The following is a 17,188-nucleotide window of genomic DNA, read 5'->3' as shown; positions in this document are numbered from 1 at the left end:
TTGAGCCGCCTAGAACAGCCCCTCAATATATCCCTGCTCGTTCAGATAAATCCGCTCCGCCGCGGGCGAGCTCGGGAGACCCGGCATTGTCATGATCTCCCCTGTTATGGCCACAATGAACCCGGCGCCGGCAGAGAGGCGAACCTCACGCACCGGCACGATGTGCCCTTCCGGCGCGCCACGCAGGTTCGGATCGGTGGAGAAGGAATATTGCGTCTTGGCCACGCAAACAGGGAGGTTGCCGTAGCCCTGCTCTTCCCAGACGTGCAGCTGGTCGCGAACAGCCTTGTCAGCGGTTACCTCGCCAGCATGATAGATCTTCGAAGCGATCACTTCGATCTTCTCGAACAACGGCACGTCGTCGGGATAAAGCGGCGCAAATTTCGCCTGCCCGGACTCGGCCATCTCGACGACCTTGTAGGCAAGTTCCTCGATGCCGACCGAGCCTTCCGCCCAGTGGCGGCAAAGGATGGCTTCCGCTCCGAGCCGCGACACATACTCCTTCACCGCGGCGATCTCCGCCTCCGTATCCGACACGAAATGATTGATCGCAACCACGACCGGTACGCCGAACTTGCGCACATTGGCGACGTGGCGACCGAGATTGGAGCAGCCTTTCTTCAGCGCACTGACATTCTCTGTACCCAACTCGTCCTTTTTCACGCCACCGTTCATCTTCAGCGCCCGCACCGTTGCGACGATGACGGCCGCATCTGGCTTCAGACCGGCCTTGCGGCATTTGATGTCGAAGAACTTCTCGGCGCCGAGGTCCGCACCGAAACCCGCCTCCGTCACCACGTAGTCGCCGAGCTTCAGTGCCGTCTTGGTAGCGACCACGGAATTGCAGCCGTGGGCGATGTTGGCGAAGGGACCGCCATGCACGAAAGCCGGATTGTTTTCCAGCGTCTGCACGAGGTTGGGCTGCATCGCGTCCTTCAGCAGCACCGCCATCGCCCCATCCGCCTTCAGGTCGCGGGCATAGACCGGCGTCTTGTCGCGCCGATAGCCGATGATGATATTGCCCAACCGCCGCTCGAGATCCTCAAGATCGTTTGCGAGGCAGAGAATAGCCATCACTTCGGATGCAACTGTGATGTCGAAGCCATTCTGGCGCGGAAAGCCGTTCGAAACGCCGCCGAGCGAGGAGACGATCTCGCGCAGCGCCCGGTCGTTCATGTCCATCACCCGCCGCCAGGTCACGCGGCGCAGGTCGATATCGAGCTGGTTCCCCCAATAGATGTGATTGTCAATCATCGCCGCCAGAAGATTGTGCGCCGATGTGATGGCATGAAAATCGCCGGTAAAGTGCAGGTTGATGTCTTCCATCGGAATGACCTGCGCATAGCCGCCACCCGCCGCGCCGCCCTTGACGCCGAAGCACGGCCCAAGCGAGGCCTCGCGAATGCAGACGATCGCCTTCTTGCCGATACGGTTCAGCCCGTCACCCAGACCCACGGTCGTCGTCGTTTTTCCTTCGCCGGCAGGTGTGGGATTGATCGCCGTCACCAGAATGAGCTTGCCGTCCGGCTTGCCCGCTTGCTCGGCAATGAACTCGGCGCTGACCTTGGCCTTGTCGTGACCATAGGGCGCCAGGTGCGCTGCCGGGATGCCAAGCTTGCCGCCGATCTCGATGATCGACCTCTTGTCCGCCGCGCGGGCAATCTCGATGTCGGACTTGAATGCTTGCATGACCCTGTGCTCCCATCATCTGCGCCGTATCGACTTCACGTTTATTTCAACCGATCAGCGAAATACAGTGGCAGTGTGAAGCGCGGCACCGTTGCCCAGGGGCCTAGCCAATGCCTATCTGTCAGCCACTGATTCTGAAATTGCGAGGATAAGACATGAAATCACTTGAGCTCCTGGTGGAGCGGATCATCCTTTCCAGCCGCTGGATCCTGGTCGTCTTCTATATCGGGCTGGCGCTGTCGCTGGCCGTTTATGCCGTCTCCTTCGGCTACAAGTTCCTGAAGGTCGCAGGCAACGTCTTCGTCCTCGATGAGGGCGAAATGATCCTCGCCATGCTCGGCCTGATCGACGCAGCGCTGGTCGCCAGTCTGATCGTGATGGTGATGATCTCCGGTTACGAGAATTTCGTCAGCCGCTTCGATGAGACCGACGCAGATGTCTCTTTCATCGGCAAGCTGGATTCCGGGAGCCTGAAGATCAAGGTCGCCTCCTCCATCGTCGCGATTTCGTCGATCCACCTCCTCCAGGTGTTCCTCAACGTCAACCAGTTCAGCGACGGCAAGATCATGTGGCTGACGGTCATGCACCTTGCCTTCGTCGTCTCGGCGGTGATGCTCGGCTTCCTCGAGCAGCTGATGAAGAAGCCCAAGCCAGCGGACAAGAGCTGACAGCTTCTGATTCGGCCCACTGCCGAATTCGATTCCGAGCCAGCTCGGTTGCATTGTTGCCAATCGCGCAACAATGCAACCGACCAAACCGAACAACCGCACCCAGAAGTTTATTTTCCAGCTCCTGAAAAACAATCAAGAGAAGCTGCTTAGTGATTAAATTAAGAAATCGTCATTTAATCACAATGTAGAAACTCAATAAGGGCTATGAAATATATCAGTTTGCATATTTGATGCAGGCCACAGGAAGACAAGCAGGGGCTGATTGATGTCTTACGTGAGCACATCGGAGCGGCAGTCGTTTTTGACGACGGAAGCCACGGACGTAAAAACGCGACCGGCTCTCGGTCAGTTTTTTGCCAAGATAGCCACGGCATTCGGCTTCAACTACATCACCCTGATGGATGCGCCATCGCCCGATAACATCCTGCTCAAGCCTCTCCTCATCGAAACATCCCTACCCAACGCCTACGTCAACCAGTTCGACCGCTCCCGCTTCATGCAGCTTCCCCTGTTCGCCACCGGCATGAAGGACTCGGTCCTGCCCCGGCTGTGGAACCTTGCCGATCCTGCATGCATCTTCCCACCGGAACTGCAGGCGCTGAAGCGCGATTATGGAATGGTCGTTGGCGTGGCTATCCCCGTGCATTCGATCGAGGGGCACCGGCTGCTGTTCTGGCTCGGCGGCGATCGCGCGCCGCTCGGGCAGACCGAAATAAACGAACTCACCATGGTGATCCTGCACGCGCTGGATGCCTATAACAGGGTCAAGCGCGCCAAGAGCGTGGAGCACCCCCCGCTTTCAGCCCGCGAGCGCGAGGTCGTGCGCTGGACGGCACAGGGCAAGACATCCATAGAGATCGGCCAGATCCTGTCGCTGTCCGACCATACGATCAATGCCTACATGACCAGCGCGATCAAGAAGCTCGATTGCGTGAACCGCACGCAGCTCGTCGCCAAGGCCATCCGCCTGCAGCTCATCAGCTGACCGGCATCACCGGTCCAGAACCGACCGGATTTCCACCAGGTTCGAACGCACCCTCAAGATATAGAAACCCATCGTAGCCAGATGGCTCGGCATGATCCAGCCGTCCTCGCGCCCGTTGGAAATGATCGCCGGCTGAATGCGCAGCGCCGCCTGGAACTGCTTGATGGTCGCACCGAAGATCGCCCCCAGATTGCGCTCGGCAACCACCCTCGAGAAATCCGACTGCGCCGCGCTCAGGATCGCGTAATACGCATAGAGCTGGCCGTAAGCGAACCAGAACCGATCGTCGGCTCGCGTGTCGAACCAACCGCGGGAATGATTGGCGGAACGCTCTGCCAGCATGTCCGAGGTGCTGCCTAGGTCGTTGGCAATACGGTCGATGAACTGGATCAGGTTGTCGGCGCGGCCATCGAAAATAGCATCGCAGTTCGAAAGATCGGTGTTGAACTTGCGCAGGCTTTCGATCGCCGAACGATAATAGCTTGGTGTCGGCGTCTTCGGCCCGAACGGGTCGAGCCCGAAGTACCAGCTGTACTCATCGAACTGCAAATTGCCGCGGGCCTTCTGGAGATCGTTGTTGATGCCCGAGGTGCCCCGTACGCGGCCAAGACTGTCGACCAGCTCGACGGAGGTGCGTCGGACCGCCTGGTTCACGCCGCGCTGGAACGAGGCCCTGTTGTCGAGAAACGGCGTGTGATCCCAATCGATGCCGAAGAAGCCCAGTCGATAGAGCAGCATGGAAGAAATCCACGCATTCTGGTTGACGTTGAAATCGGTGAGGTCTGCCGCGACATCGACGATCGCAGAACGCTGGCAGGTCTTGGCGGCGGGTGCTGCAGTGCCCTCAGCTACGGGAAGCTCCTGCCCCGCCGGAACCTTGCGCTCGGAGAGCCGGTATTCATCCACGAAGGATGGGTTGAAACCTGACCAGGACTGGGTCTGCCAGAAAAAGTAGCCGTAGAGGCCCACAAGCAATGCCACGAGCCCCATGACAGGAAGACGGACCATCCATGTTCGCCGCACGTACCAGCCGCGAGCGGCCATAAACGGCCAGACGGCCCAGGCAATGAACAGCCGAGCCCAACGACCGAGAGCCCGGCCGATCGACCTGAAAAACTCGGCGATCCTGTCACCCATCATCTTCTCCCAGCTTGCGTAAGCCCGATATCTCTTCGCATTGACATATGTGCTCGGTCGCGCAAGCACAACATGCGGCTGATATTATTGTGTCTTTGAGACGAGCTACGAGCGCAGGAACCGAAAGCGCAATCGAGTGGATATCTTTGTGGTGTCGATGAGCGGCGCCCCGGGCTCCTCGGTCCGCTCATGCGCGAATGCCGCGAACTTCTTGTCGAAAGCGGCGTCGGCGGTGTATTTGCGCTGCTGCAGATCCTGCGGCACCAGCATGTTGCGCTCGAACAGCGAGATGGCGTCGGCGATGTTGGGAAAGAGTTCCGCCGATATCTGCACCTTCGAGCCGGGAATATCGGTGTCAACTTGCGCCTGATAGATCAGCAGGCGCTCTTCCGTATCGATCATCAGCTTGCGTATGAGCGTATTGCAGAGACCGACCTGATTGTTCAACGCATCGACGAACATCTGGAAGATACCGATGAAACGCTCGCGCCGCTGGCTCTCATCGCGAAGACGATGCTCTTCGGTGGAGATGCGATCGGCCTCAGCCTTGAGCGACTGCCGCTCGCGCTCCATGCGCTCCCATTCGGTCTTGCTGCCGTAAAGACCGATGCGTCCCTGCGTCGTCAGGGCCTTGGCATTCAGTTCCTTGATGCGGATCCGCGCGATATCGATCTCATCGACGAGCCGCCGACGGTGTTCGATAATATCGATTAGTTTGCGCTCAGCGGCCTTGTGTGCGGAAAGCGCGAATGTCCGGTAGTCCGCGACCAGACCGGCAGCGGCGTTTGACTTCACCATGAGGTCGCGAAGCCGCTCGACCACCGGCGCTGCGCGCACGCGAGCACTGTGACGACGCCACATGCGTTGGCGGGAAAACCGCCCGATCAGCCGCTCGACGGCGGTAAGGCCACGGAAACTGTCGAGATCGGCCGACACCTTCACTGTCAGCAGGTCAAGGCCGGAGACCAGCTCGGCGGCCAGATCCGTGAAGGTGGTGCCGTTGGCGACGAAGGTGTGAAACCGCGTGTTCTCAGTCAGAAACCGCTCGTCGTCGATCTCGCTGTCGCTTCTGGCGAACTCACCGATGAAATCGACGCAGAGGCGCCCCTCGGGCGGCAGTGCTTTTGCAAGCGCGCAAGCCGCATCAAGTTGCATGTCGAAGGAGAAAGCCTTGCGCACCGGACGCTCCCGTGAATCATTGCCACGAAACTAGCTGGTCGCCTTCACAAAGAAAACCTGCTTGCGACGTCAGACAGCCTCGGCAACCCATTCGCCGTTCATGGAATCGTCCCAATGGCGACGGCAGAGGGAGACATATTTCTCGTTGCCGCCGACCTCGATCTGGGCACCTTCCCGAGCCACCTTGCCGTTGCCGTCCAGGCGCACCACCATGGTCGCCTTGCGCCCGCAATGGCAAATGGTGCGAACTTCACGCATCTCGTCCGAAATCGCCATGAGTTCCTGCGATGCCGGAAAGAGCTTGCCCTGAAAATCTGTTCTCAAGCCGTAGACCATGACGGGAATGTTCTTGCGATCGACGATGCGCGCCAGCTGCCAGATATGCTCGCGCGTCATGAAATGCGCCTCGTCGACGAACACACAGGCAATTGGTTCATCGCCACCCAGATCCCCGATCAGCGCAAACAGATCCGCCTCCGGTTCGAACGCCACGGCATTTGCCTGGAGACCGATCCGCGACCCGATCACGCCCTTCCCGGCCCGCTCGTCGAAGGCCGCAATCAGGAGGACGACGCGCATGCCGCGTTCCTCATAATTGTAGGCGGCCTGAAGCAGCATCGTCGATTTGCCGGCGTTCATGGTCGAGTAGTTGAAATAGAGCTTTGCCATCGATTTCTCCGTCTTTTTGCTTCTTGAAAGCTCGGGCCCGCGAAGAAAAGCCCCGCATTTTATTAGCCACAGGAAATTCCCGCCCGAAATGCGTGCAAAGCCCGAAAATCCGGGCATTCCGGGAAAAATGCCGACGTCGCATTCGGATACTGCAATGCGGCGCAAACGCACTGAGGTCGCTTGTAAAACTGCGCTATTGGTGATTGGCTTGGGAACGTAAGACTGGGAGTCTATAAATGAAAACGACAAGCGCATTCAAACTGATCACCGCCACTGCAGTTGCCGCTCTCTCCGTCGCAACAGCCGTATTTGCAGCCGATCCGGACAGCTGCTCCACCGTCCATTTTTCGGACGTTGGCTGGACGGATATCACCTCGACCACCGCAACCGCAGCTGTTGTCCTCCGGGGCCTCGGCTACACCCCCGACGTCAAGGTTCTTTCCGTACCGGTTACCTACCAGTCGCTGAAGAACAAGGACATCGACATCTTCCTGGGCAACTGGATGCCGACCCAGGAAAAGGACGTTCGTCCGTTCCTCGACGACAAGTCGGTTGAATCTTTTGGCCCGAACCTCGTCGGCGCGAAATACACATTGGCGACCAACGCCAAGGGCGCTGAACTCGGAATCAAGGATTTCAAGGACATCGCCGCTCACAAGGAAGACCTGGACGGCAAGATCTACGGCATCGAGCCCGGTAACGACGGCAACCGCCTCGTGATGGACATGATCGACAAGGACACCTTCGGCCTCAAGGGCATGGAAGTGGTCGAATCTTCCGAACAGGGCATGCTGGCGCAGGTCGCCCGCTCCGAGAAGGAAGGCAAGCCTGTCGTCTTCCTCGGATGGGAACCGCATCCAATGAACGACAACTTCAAGCTCACCTATCTGACGGGTGGTGACGACGTCTTCGGGCCGGACTTCGGCGGCGCGAAGGTCTTCACCAACGTTCGTGCGGGCTATCTCAATGATTGCCCGAACGTCGGCGTCATGCTCAAGAACATGGTCTTCTCGCTCGAGATGGAAAACCAGATCATGGGCAAGATCCTGAACGATGGCCAAGAGCCTGAAAAGGCAGCGGCGGAATGGCTGAAAGCCAATCCGACGGCACTTGACCCGTGGCTCGCCGGCGTGAAGACGCGCGACGGCAGTGCTGATGGCCTTCCGGCCGTCAAGAAAAGCCTCGGCCTCTGATATCGAAAAGCGGGGTGGTCTACCCCACCCCGCTCCCGCTATCATCGCGATTGTTGTTGTTCTTTCTGGATAGGCGAGCCCTTGAACTGGATCACCGACTTTAAAATTCCTATTGGCCCGTGGGCGAAAGCCTTCGTGGATTGGTTGACGTCCAACGCCGACTGGTTCTTCAACCAGCTTGCCTTCATTCTCTCTCACGTCATCGATGGGCTGCTTTTCGTCCTCCAGAAGCCGCATCCTTTGATCGTCGTCCTGGGCATCAGCGCCATCGCCTACTGGCTCCGTCGCTCGGTCGTCGTTGCCGTCTTCACCTGTCTTGGGCTGCTGTTCATCATGAACCAGGGCTACTGGAAGGAAACGACGGAGACACTGGCGCTCGTCCTGGCATCCACCTTCGTCAGCATGATCGTCGGCATCCCGCTCGGCATCGCGGCTGCCCGGCGCGCCTGGGTCTACTCCACGCTGCGACCGATCCTCGACTTGATGCAGACCATTCCGACTTTCGTCTATCTGATTCCAGCGCTTATCCTTTTCGGTCTCGGCATGGTGCCCGGCCTGATCGCAACCGTGATCTTCGCGATCCCCGCCCCCATTCGCCTGACGCGCCTGGGAATCATCTCGACCCCGCCCTCGCTGGTGGAGGCAGCCGAGTCCTTCGGTGCGACGCCGATGCAGGTGCTGCGCAAGGTTGAGCTTCCCTACGCCACGCCGCAGATCATGGCCGGCCTGACACAGACGATCATGCTGTCGCTGTCGATGGTCGTCATCGCGGCCCTCGTCGGTGCCGACGGTCTCGGCGTGCCGGTCGTCCGCGCTCTGAATACCGTCAACGTCGCCAAGGGTTTCGAGGCAGGCCTCTGCATCGTCATTCTCGCGATCATTCTCGACCGAATGTTCCGCACCGCGGGTGAAGGAGATGGCGTATGAGCGCGGTCCGCTTCGACAATGTCAGCATCGTCTTCGGCGACAAGCCGGAAGCCGCTCTCTCCTTGGCTGATCAGGGCAAGACTCGTGACGAGATCGGAGCTGCAACCGGCCTCGTCCTCGGCGTCGCCGACGCTTCCCTCAGCATCGAGGAAGGCGAAATCCTTGTCCTGATGGGACTTTCCGGTTCCGGTAAGTCGACCCTGCTGCGCGCCGTCAACGGGCTTGCCCCGGTCGTGCGCGGCGAGGTCACGGTTTCGACCGCCTCCGGTCCCTGCAATCCTTACAAGACGAGCGCAAAGGGCCTGCGCGACCTTCGCATGCATACCGTATCGATGGTCTTCCAGCAGTTCGCACTGCTCCCCTGGCGCACCGTTGCCGACAATGTCGGCTTCGGCCTCGAACTCGCCGGCATGCCGGAAAGTGAGCGCAAGAAACGGGTCGGCGAGCAGCTTGAGCTGGTCAACCTGACGAAATGGGCCGATCGCAAGGTCAACGAGCTCTCCGGCGGCATGCAGCAGCGCGTCGGCCTTGCCCGCGCTTTTGCGACTGGCGCGCCGATCCTCCTGATGGACGAGCCGTTCTCGGCACTCGATCCGCTCATCCGAACCCGCCTGCAGGATGAGTTGCTCGAATTCCAACGGCGTCTCAAGAAGACGATTCTCTTCGTCTCTCATGATCTGGACGAGGCGTTTCGCATCGGCAACCGCATCGCCATCATGGAGGGCGGGCGTATCATCCAGTGCGGCACGCCGCAGGACATCGTGAAGAACCCGGCCGACCAGTACGTCGCCGACTTCGTCCAGCACATGAACCCGATCAGCATGCTGACGGCCCAGGATGTCATGCAGCCTGGTCTGGGCCATGCCGCCGTCGGTTCCACGGTCAGCGGCACCGCCCGCGCGGAGACACCGCTGATCGACATTCTGGATGCGTTGTCGCGTCAGCCCGGCAGCATCGGCGTCGTCGAAAATGGCGCCATCATCGGCACGATTTCGGCACAGGACGTCGTCTCGGGCCTGACGCAGCATAGGCGAAAAGAACAGGCTTGATCCCATCGTCCGCTTACGTCAGAAAAGTGGACATGAAAGATCAAGCTTCTGTAATCAGGGAAACGGACGGAGAAGCGCGCAAGCTCGCTCGCACCCTTCTCCGCTCCGCCCGCTATGCCGCCATTGCCGTCATCGACCCGGAGACGGGCTTCCCCTTTTCCAGCCGCGTTCTGCTTGGCACCGATATCGATGGCACACCCGTCATTCTCGTCTCCGGTCTGTCGGCGCATACCCGCGCGCTCGATGCCGACTCGAGGGCGTCGCTGTTGACGGGTGAGCCCGGCAAGGGCGATCCCCTCGCCTATGCTCGCCTGACGACGCAGTGCCTGGCCGAACCGGTGGACCGCGACAGCCCGGTCCATGCACGCATTCGCGCACGGTTCCTCGACCGCCATGCCAAGGCAAAGCTCTACATCGACTTTCCGGATTTCCGCTTTTTCCGCCTCGTGCCGCAATCCGCCAGCATGAACGGAGGCTTCGGCCGCGCTTACATTTTGACCGGCGACGACCTCACGATTCGATCGGAGGCAAACGAGACGCTGGCAGCACGATCCGAGCAAATAGTGCGAGAACTGCTAGTCAGCCACCCCCAACTGGCCAGAGAGACAGCCCTTGCGCTCAAGGGCCCCGACAATGCCGATTGGCGCATTTGTGGAGTAGATTGCGCCGGTTTTGATGTAATTTCAGGGGATTCGCTGCTGCGGCACGAGTTTGAAGAGGTTGCGCAGGACGCGGAATATGTTTATTTGCGTATGTCTAACATGAAATACGCAATACCTGAAATTTAGCTATATACAATCTTGAGACGGCGTGGGTATTTTTGATACGTCCGCTGGCTTCGGGCAGACACATGTCTTTTTGAATATAGTTTCGCATGGGATCACGATTATGGACACAATCGATTTAACAGCCAACGCCAACGTTGCAGCTGCCTTGCTATCGGCAATGGCGAACCCCAAACGTCTGCTCATTCTCTGCAATCTGGTCAAAGGCGAAATTCCCGTCGGAGCCCTTGCTACCGAAGTTGGCCTCAGCCAGTCGGCCCTGTCGCAGCACCTCTCGAAGCTGCGCGCACAGAAGCTCGTAAAGACCCGTCGCGACGCGCAAACGATCTATTATTCGAGCAGCTCCGAGCAGGTCATCAAGATCCTCGAAACCCTCCAGGACATCTATTCCGTCCAGGTTCGCACCAAGGCCGCTTAACGGTCCGCTTGACATCATTTCGGCTTATAAGTCGCGTTGTCGAGTGAATACTGGTCTACGCGGCACTGCTATTTCATCACCTTTTCATATTCCTGAACCGGCAAACTAAGTTTGCCGGTTTTATCTTTTTCAGGCCCTCGTCTCCCGCTCTCGGTGAGACATTTCCCCGGCTTGACGCCCAAAGATGCGCTGATAATTTGACCGGGCAGTAAAAATATCGGCACTCGCCAAATACCGGGAACGGCCTCCTCAAAGGCCATGGAGAACAGCATGTCCAATCGCCTGAATGCCCCCAACGATCTACGCGCCTTCTGGATGCCCTTTACGGCAAACCGGCAGTTCAAGAAGGAGCCGCGCATGTTCGTCGGCGCCAAGGACATGTACTACACGACCCACGACGGCCGGCAGGTGCTGGACGGCACGGCGGGCCTCTGGTGCGTGAATGCCGGGCATTGTCGCCCGAAGATCACCGAGGCGATCAGCCAGCAGGCGGGCGAACTCGACTACGCGCCGGCCTTCCAGCTCGGCCACCCCAAGGCCTTCGAGCTGGCCAACCGCCTCGTCGACCTTGCCCCCGAGGGTCTTGATCACGTCCTCTACACCAACTCCGGTTCGGAATCGGTCGAGACCGCCCTCAAGGTCGCGCTGGCCTACCATCGCGTGAAGGGCAACGGCTCCCGCTTCCGCCTGATCGGCCGCGAACGAGGTTATCATGGCGTCAATTTCGGCGGCATCTCCGTCGGCGGCATCGTCTCGAACCGCAAGATGTTCGGCACCCTGCTCACCGGCGTCGACCACATGCCGCACACCCATCAGCCAGACAAGAACCGCTTCACCCGCGGCGAGCCGGAACATGGCGGTGATATCGCAACCGAGCTCGAGCGCATCGTCACCCTGCACGACGCCTCCACGATCGCAGCCGTGATCGTCGAACCGGTCTCCGGCTCCACCGGCGTCCTGATCCCGCCGAAGGGCTACCTGCAGAAGCTCCGCGAAATCTGCACCAAGCACGGCATCCTGCTGATCTTCGACGAAGTCATCACCGGCTTCGGCCGCCTCGGCGCTCCGTTCGCCGCCCAGTATTACGACGTCAAGCCCGACATCATCACGACCGCCAAGGGCCTGACCAACGGCGTCATTCCGATGGGCGCCGTGTTTGTCACCTCCGAAATTCATGATGCCTTCATGACCGGTCCGGAGCACATGATCGAGTTCATGCACGGCTACACCTACTCCGGCAATCCGATTGCCGCGGCGGCCGCACTCGCCACCCTCGACACCTATAAGGAAGAAGGCCTGCTGACGCGCGCTACCGAGCTTTCCGACTACTGGGCGGACGCACTGCACTCGCTGAAGGACTGCCCGAATGTCATCGATATCCGCAACACCGGCCTGATCGGCGCGATCGAACTCGACCCGATTGCAGGCGAACCAACCAAGCGCGCCTTCACGGCCTTCCTCAAGGCTTACGAGAAGGGTCTGCTGATCCGCACGACCGGCGACATCATCGCGCTTTCGCCGCCGCTGATCATCGAGAAACACCACATCGACGAACTTTTCGGAAAACTTCGCGAAATTCTGCAAAACAACATCTAAACTGTGTTCTCATAGGCCCGTTTTGTCGGTTTCGGCAAAAACGGGCCTAATTTTTTTATCTTCTTGCGCAATCAACGGTAAATTCTTAAGAAACTTGCCATGCACCGTCGAAGCCAAACATGGCGGACGGGGCATTCGCCGCGCGCGACCCGTCGTCTCTTGGCGCATCCCTTGAGGGCTGTTGTACGACCTGGGTTGGCCGCTGCGGCAGGATAGTCGCGGGTTTGAAACCCATCCAAGGAGACAAAATATGACCCTGAAGACCCTGACGGCAGCGCTCGTTGCCTCCATCTCTTTCGCGCCACTTGCCCATGCCGACATCACGATTGGCCTCATTGCGCCTTTGACCGGCCCTGTCGCCGCCTACGGCGACCAGGTGAAGAACGGCGCCCAGGCAGCCGTTGACGAGATCAACAAGAGCGGCGGCATTCTCGGCGAGAAGGTTGTCCTGAAGTATGCAGACGACGCCGGCGAACCGAAGCAGGGCGTATCGGCAGCGAACCAGCTCGTCGGCGACGGTATCCGTTTCGTCGTCGGTCCTGTTACCTCGGGCGTTGCAATCCCGGCCTCCGACGTGCTTGCTGAAAACGGCGTCCTTATGGTCACGCCGACCGCAACCGCTCCTGACCTGACGAAGCGCGGCCTTGCGAACGTCTTGCGCACCACCGGTCGCGACGACCAGCAGGCGGAAGTTGCCGCCAGCTACGTCCTGAAAAACTTCAAGGACAAGCGCGTTGCCATCATCAACGACAAGGGCGCCTACGGTAAGGGTCTCGCTGACGCCTTCAAGGCAACGCTGAACGCCGGCGGCATGAAGGAAGTCTTCGACGACGCCCTGACGCCCGGCGACAAGGACTTCAGCGCGCTCACCAGCCGTCTGAAGGCAGAGAAGGCCGATGTCGTGTACTTCGGCGGCTATCACCCGGAAGGCGGCCTGCTCGCCCGTCAGCTGCATGACCTCTCGGTCAACGCCACGATCATCGGCGGCGACGGCCTCTCGAACAGCGAGTTTTGGAACATCGGCACCCAGGCAGCTGCCGGTACGATCTTCACCAATGCCGTGGACGCAACCAAGAACCCCGATTCCAAGGTTGCAGCCGACGCCCTGAAAGCCAAGGGCATCCCGGCTGAAGCCTTCACGCTCAACGCCTATGCCGCCGTTGAAGTCATCAAGGCCGGCATTGAAAAGGCCGGCAGCGCGGAAGACGCGGAAGCCGTCGCCACCGCGCTGAAGGCTGGCGAACCGATCGCAACCGCCATCGGTAAGCTCACCTACGGCGAGACCGGCGACCTGACATCGCAGAGCTTCGCACTTTACAAGTGGGAAGACGGTAAGATCGTTCCCGCCGAATAAGGCTTGATCTTTCCAAAATCGATACTCGACCGGGCGCCTCAACAGCGCCCGGTTTTCGTTTGGCCAATAGCGACGATCTCGCTTTGTCCCGCTTATGGGTTATAACGAACGACACACAGCATGAGGGAAACAATGACAGCCAAACTCGAACGCTTCATCGATCAGGGAACAGGCCGCGTACCGGCCGACCTTGTCCTGAAAGGCGGTCGCTTCTTCGATCTCGTAACCGGTGAACTCGTCGCCTCGGACATCGCCATCTGCGGCGACAGGATCGTCGGCACCTGCGGCACCTATGAAGGCGAAGTCGAGATCGATATCTCCGGCCGCATTGTCGTCCCCGGTTTCATCGATACACATCTCCACATCGAGTCGTCGCTGGTGACGCCACATGAATTCGACCGCTGCGTCCTGCCTTACGGCGTCACGACAGTGATCTGCGATCCGCATGAGATCGCCAACGTGCTGGGCAGCGACGGCATCCGCTTCTTCCTGGACTCGGCGCTGGAAGCGATTATGGATATCCGCGTCCAGCTTTCCTCCTGCGTGCCCGCCACCCATCTCGAAACCTCGGGCGCCGACCTGCCGATCGAGAAGCTGCTCCCCTTCCGCGACCATCCGAAGGTTATCGGCCTTGCCGAGTTCATGAACTTCCCCGGCGTGATCCACAAGGATCCCGTCTGCATGGCAAAGCTCGAGGCGTTCCAGGGCGAGCATATCGATGGTCACGCCCCGCTCCTCAGCGGCAACGATCTCAACGGCTATCTCTCGGCCGGCATCCGCACCGAGCACGAATGCACCACGGCTGCGGAAGCACTCGAGAAGATCCGCAAGGGCATGCACATCCTGGTGCGAGAAGGCTCGGTCTCGAAAGACTTGGCGGCGTTGATGCCAATCATCACCGAACGCCTGTCCCCTCACCTGGCGCTCTGCACCGACGACCGAAATCCTCTCGACATCGCCGAGCAGGGCCATCTCGACTACATGATCCGGACCGCCATCGCCAACGGCGTCGAGCCGCTTGCCATCTATCGTGCCGCCTCCATCTCTGCCGCCCGCGCCTTCGGCCTCCGAGACCGTGGCCTCGTCGCTCCGGGCTGGCGCGCTGACCTTGTCGTTCTCGACAGCCTCGAAAGCTGCAAGGCCGAGATTGTCTTTTCCGGTGGGCGCAAGGTCACTTCGGAGCTTTTCGCTACCCGCAAGCCGGTCGCGCCCGTCGGCCTCGACAGCGTCAAGGCCCGCCCGGTGAACGCCGCACACTTCGGCGTGCCGGTCGCCGATGGCGAAACGCCTGTGATCGGCGTCATGCCGGGCAAGATCATCACCGAACACCGGCGCTACCGGCTGCCGGTCAAGGGCAACGAAACCGCCGTGGATCTCGCCAACGACATCATCAAGGTGGCCGTGATCGAGCGGCACGGCAAGAACGGCAACCATGCCAATGGTTTCGTTCAGGGTTTTGGCCTGAAGAAGGGCGCAATCGCATCGACCGTCGGCCACGACAGCCACAACATCTGCGTTGTCGGCGTCAGCGAGGACGACATGGCGTTCGCAGCCAACAGGCTTGGCGAAATCAAGGGCGGTTTCGTCGTCGTTGAAGACGGCAAGGTGACCGGCGAAATCGCACTGCCGATCGCCGGCCTCATGAGCCTGGAACCCTACGAGGCCGTGCGCGACACGCTGCACAGCTTGAGAAAAGCGGCGTATGCCCTTGGAACGACTCTGGAAGAGCCCTTCCTCCAGGTCGCCTTTTTGCCGCTGCCCGTCATCCCCCACCTCAAGATTTCGGATATGGGGATGGTGGATGTCGACAAATTCCAGCTGATCCGGTGAACGAGGCGGCCCAGGGGCCGCCTCAGCCGCGAACGTCGACGCAGATGGCGTCCAGCGCCTTCAGCTTTATGCTTCCAGCCGCCGTGGCCGCCTCGAAGCCCGGCATCGGAACAACACCGCCCAGCGACATCCCGACCGGCAGCCTGAATTCGGCTGGCAGCCGCGTCAGATTGAAGACGAAGAGCAACGTCTCGCTGCCCTTTGTTCGCGTGAAGGCCAGCAGATCCTGGTTGGTGTCGATGAACGACATAGAACCATCCATCAGCACAGGGCGGCTCTTGCGGAACGCGAGCGTCTGCCGGTAGTGGCTGAGCACAGAGCCCTCGAGCCCATCCTGAGCATCCACGGCAAGCGCCGCCTGCTCATAGGGTACCGGCAGCCACGACTTCTCGGCGGTCGTAAAGCCGGCATGTGCCTTGGCAGCCTCCCACGGCATCGGTGTGCGGCATCCGTCGCGCCCCTTGAAGGCAGGCCAGAAGCGGATGCCATAGGGGTCGCGCAGATCTTCGAAGGCAAGCTCGGCCTCCGGCAACCCGAGTTCTTCCCCCTGATACAGGCAGATCGAGCCGCGCAAAGCCGCGAGCACGGAGATCGCCAGCTTCGCGACGACGGGCTGCTCCTCCTCGGTCTTTGCAAAACGGCTCACATGACGGTTCACATCGTGGTTGGAGAAGGCCCAGCATACCCAGCCGTCGACCACCGCCTTCTGGAAGGCATCGACGCAATTGCGGATATGCGCGGCCGTAAAATCGGGGCCGAGCAGGTCGAAGGTGTAGCACATGTGCAGCTTGTCGCCGCCGCTGGTATAGGCGGCCACGGTCTTCAGCGACCGCGCGCCATCCCCCACTTCCCCAACCGTAGCGCGCCCCTCATAGCGGTCCAGAAGCGCGCGGAAACGCTGCAGGAAGCCGATATTCTCCGGCTGCGTCTTGTCATACAGGTGGTTCTGCATCCCATAGGGGTTGGAATCGGGCGCATCGAGGCCGCCGTCGCTCGCATCCGGCTCGTGCGGCGGGTTGTCCCGCAGGAGCTTGTCGCAGAAGTAATAGTTCACCGTATCGAGGCGGAAACCATCGACGCCGCGATCGAGCCAGAATTTCACGGTGGCAAGCAGCGCGTCCTGAACGTCCTTGCTGTGAAAGTTGAGGTCCGGCTGCGACGTCAGGAAATTGTGCTGGTAATATTGGCGCCGCACGCCATCCCATTCCCAGCCCGGGCCACCGAAGATCGAAAGCCAGTTGTTCGGCGCGGTGCCGTCGGGCTTCGGGTCGGCCCAGACATACCAGTCCGCCTTGGGATTGGTTCTGCTCGACCGGCTCTCGACGAACCAGGGGTGAACGTCCGACGTATGCGAGATCACCTGGTCGATGATGACCCTGATGCCCAGCCCATGGGCAGCGGCCATCAACTCGTCGAAATCGGCGAGCGTTCCGAAGATCGGGTCGACATCGCAATAGTCCGAGACATCATAGCCCATGTCGGCCATGGGCGACTTGAAGAACGGAGAGAGCCAGATGGCATCGACACCAAGGCTGGCGATGTATGGCAGGCGCTGGGTAATGCCCTTCAGGTCTCCAAGGCCGTCCCCGTTGGTGTCCTGAAACGATCGCGGATAGACCTGATAGATAACCGCGCCACGCCACCAGTCCGCATTCCCGTCTGCCCGCAATGCCATGCGTCTTCGTCCTCACTCAAATTCATTCGAG

General features: G+C 60.0%; 16 protein-coding genes. 10 read left to right on the top strand and 6 right to left on the bottom strand.

Annotation, left to right across the window (positions count from 1 at the left end; translation table 11 throughout):
* Positions 1–9: 9 nt before the first annotated feature.
* Positions 10–1,689 carry a formate--tetrahydrofolate ligase gene (locus QTL94_RS15080; RefSeq protein ID WP_289802429.1) on the bottom strand — a complete coding sequence of 560 codons (1,680 nt, stop codon included), beginning with the start codon at positions 1,687–1,689 and terminating at the stop codon, positions 10–12.
* 155 nt (positions 1,690–1,844) lie between these two features.
* Between QTL94_RS15080 and QTL94_RS15075 the strand changes: the two genes are divergently transcribed.
* Positions 1,845–2,357 carry a TIGR00645 family protein gene (locus QTL94_RS15075; protein WP_065690909.1) on the top strand — a complete coding sequence of 171 codons (513 nt, stop codon included), beginning with the start codon at positions 1,845–1,847 and terminating at the stop codon, positions 2,355–2,357.
* Positions 2,358–2,625: 268 nt separating this feature from the next.
* On the top strand, positions 2,626–3,345 hold the full coding sequence (locus tag QTL94_RS15070; RefSeq protein ID WP_065690908.1) for a helix-turn-helix transcriptional regulator: 720 nt from the start codon (positions 2,626–2,628) through the stop codon (positions 3,343–3,345).
* Between the two features lie 6 nt (positions 3,346–3,351).
* Here QTL94_RS15070 and QTL94_RS15065 read toward each other — a convergent pair whose 3' ends face one another.
* The 3 genes from QTL94_RS15065 to QTL94_RS15055 form a co-directional block, all read right to left on the bottom strand.
* Complete coding sequence (locus tag QTL94_RS15065; protein WP_289802428.1) at positions 3,352–4,482, bottom strand: DUF2333 family protein; 1,131 nt, start codon at positions 4,480–4,482, stop codon at positions 3,352–3,354.
* A 105-nt stretch (positions 4,483–4,587) separates the two neighbouring features.
* A complete protein-coding gene (locus QTL94_RS15060) occupies positions 4,588–5,661 on the bottom strand; it encodes a hypothetical protein (protein ID WP_289802427.1) in 1,074 nt (357 codons plus the stop codon).
* Positions 5,662–5,730: 69 nt separating this feature from the next.
* Complete coding sequence (locus tag QTL94_RS15055) at positions 5,731–6,330, bottom strand: thymidine kinase (RefSeq protein WP_289802426.1); 600 nt, start codon at positions 6,328–6,330, stop codon at positions 5,731–5,733.
* A gap of 236 nt (positions 6,331–6,566) precedes the next feature.
* Here QTL94_RS15055 and QTL94_RS15050 point away from each other — a divergent pair, with 236 nt between their 5' ends.
* From QTL94_RS15050 to QTL94_RS15030, 5 genes are all read left to right on the top strand, one after another.
* Positions 6,567–7,523 (top strand): choline ABC transporter substrate-binding protein, encoded by a 957-nt coding sequence (locus QTL94_RS15050; protein WP_065690905.1) that lies wholly within the window; start codon positions 6,567–6,569, stop codon positions 7,521–7,523.
* 81 nt (positions 7,524–7,604) lie between these two features.
* Positions 7,605–8,450, top strand: coding sequence for a choline ABC transporter permease subunit (choW, locus tag QTL94_RS15045; protein WP_289802425.1), 846 nt, complete (start codon positions 7,605–7,607; stop codon positions 8,448–8,450).
* Positions 8,447–9,499, top strand: a complete 1,053-nt coding sequence (gene choV / locus QTL94_RS15040) for a choline ABC transporter ATP-binding protein (protein ID WP_065690903.1) — start codon at positions 8,447–8,449, stop codon at positions 9,497–9,499. The genes choW and choV overlap by 4 nt, the downstream gene beginning before the upstream one ends.
* A gap of 32 nt (positions 9,500–9,531) precedes the next feature.
* Complete coding sequence (locus QTL94_RS15035) at positions 9,532–10,287, top strand: HugZ family pyridoxamine 5'-phosphate oxidase (protein ID WP_289802424.1); 756 nt, start codon at positions 9,532–9,534, stop codon at positions 10,285–10,287.
* Positions 10,288–10,387: 100 nt separating this feature from the next.
* Entirely contained in the window at positions 10,388–10,702 is a 315-nt protein-coding gene (locus QTL94_RS15030) for an ArsR/SmtB family transcription factor (protein WP_065690901.1), read from the top strand.
* A 68-nt stretch (positions 10,703–10,770) separates the two neighbouring features.
* On the opposite strand, the gene QTL94_RS15025 is transcribed toward QTL94_RS15030, so the two are convergent.
* Positions 10,771–10,974 carry a hypothetical protein gene (locus QTL94_RS15025; RefSeq protein WP_289802423.1) on the bottom strand — a complete coding sequence of 68 codons (204 nt, stop codon included), beginning with the start codon at positions 10,972–10,974 and terminating at the stop codon, positions 10,771–10,773.
* Between QTL94_RS15025 and aptA the strand changes: the two genes are divergently transcribed.
* The 3 genes from aptA to ade all read left to right on the top strand — a co-directional run bounded on the left by aptA (position 10,973) and on the right by ade (position 15,482).
* Complete coding sequence (gene aptA / locus QTL94_RS15020; protein ID WP_289802422.1) at positions 10,973–12,298, top strand: omega-aminotransferase AptA; 1,326 nt, start codon at positions 10,973–10,975, stop codon at positions 12,296–12,298. The genes QTL94_RS15025 and aptA overlap by 2 nt on opposite strands.
* A 250-nt stretch (positions 12,299–12,548) precedes the next feature.
* A complete protein-coding gene (locus tag QTL94_RS15015) occupies positions 12,549–13,652 on the top strand; it encodes a branched-chain amino acid ABC transporter substrate-binding protein (RefSeq protein ID WP_065690898.1) in 1,104 nt (367 codons plus the stop codon).
* A gap of 120 nt (positions 13,653–13,772) precedes the next feature.
* Positions 13,773–15,482, top strand: a complete 1,710-nt coding sequence (gene ade, locus QTL94_RS15010) for an adenine deaminase (protein WP_289802421.1) — start codon at positions 13,773–13,775, stop codon at positions 15,480–15,482.
* 22 nt (positions 15,483–15,504) lie between these two features.
* Here ade and bglA read toward each other — a convergent pair whose 3' ends face one another.
* Positions 15,505–17,157, bottom strand: coding sequence for a beta-galactosidase BglA (gene bglA, locus QTL94_RS15005; protein ID WP_289802420.1), 1,653 nt, complete (start codon positions 17,155–17,157; stop codon positions 15,505–15,507).
* Positions 17,158–17,188: the final 31 nt, after the last annotated feature.

It is taken from the genome of Rhizobium sp. S96, assembly GCF_030382195.1.
Classification (GTDB): domain Bacteria; phylum Pseudomonadota; class Alphaproteobacteria; order Rhizobiales; family Rhizobiaceae; genus Rhizobium.
The sequence above is the reverse complement of the archived record's forward strand: the minus strand, read 5'-3'. Positions and strand labels throughout refer to the sequence as shown.

Excerpts from the sequence above, each read along its gene's own strand:
- QTL94_RS15080 (WP_289802429.1), bottom strand. The coding sequence starts at position 1,689 with ATGCAAGCATTCAAGTCCGACATCGAGATTGCCCGCGCGGCGGACAAG.
- QTL94_RS15075 (WP_065690909.1), top strand. The coding sequence starts at position 1,845 with ATGAAATCACTTGAGCTCCTGGTGGAGCGGATCATCCTTTCCAGCCGC.
- QTL94_RS15070 (WP_065690908.1), top strand. The coding sequence starts at position 2,626 with ATGTCTTACGTGAGCACATCGGAGCGGCAGTCGTTTTTGACGACGGAA.
- QTL94_RS15065 (WP_289802428.1), bottom strand. The coding sequence starts at position 4,482 with ATGGGTGACAGGATCGCCGAGTTTTTCAGGTCGATCGGCCGGGCTCTC.
- QTL94_RS15055 (WP_289802426.1), bottom strand. The coding sequence starts at position 6,330 with ATGGCAAAGCTCTATTTCAACTACTCGACCATGAACGCCGGCAAATCG.
- QTL94_RS15050 (WP_065690905.1), top strand. The coding sequence starts at position 6,567 with ATGAAAACGACAAGCGCATTCAAACTGATCACCGCCACTGCAGTTGCC.
- choV (WP_065690903.1), top strand. The coding sequence starts at position 8,447 with ATGAGCGCGGTCCGCTTCGACAATGTCAGCATCGTCTTCGGCGACAAG.
- QTL94_RS15035 (WP_289802424.1), top strand. The coding sequence starts at position 9,532 with ATGAAAGATCAAGCTTCTGTAATCAGGGAAACGGACGGAGAAGCGCGC.
- QTL94_RS15030 (WP_065690901.1), top strand. The coding sequence starts at position 10,388 with ATGGACACAATCGATTTAACAGCCAACGCCAACGTTGCAGCTGCCTTG.
- aptA (WP_289802422.1), top strand. The coding sequence starts at position 10,973 with ATGTCCAATCGCCTGAATGCCCCCAACGATCTACGCGCCTTCTGGATG.
- QTL94_RS15025 (WP_289802423.1), bottom strand. The coding sequence starts at position 10,974 with ATGCTGTTCTCCATGGCCTTTGAGGAGGCCGTTCCCGGTATTTGGCGA.
- QTL94_RS15015 (WP_065690898.1), top strand. The coding sequence starts at position 12,549 with ATGACCCTGAAGACCCTGACGGCAGCGCTCGTTGCCTCCATCTCTTTC.
- ade (WP_289802421.1), top strand. The coding sequence starts at position 13,773 with ATGAGGGAAACAATGACAGCCAAACTCGAACGCTTCATCGATCAGGGA.
- bglA (WP_289802420.1), bottom strand. The coding sequence starts at position 17,157 with ATGGCATTGCGGGCAGACGGGAATGCGGACTGGTGGCGTGGCGCGGTT.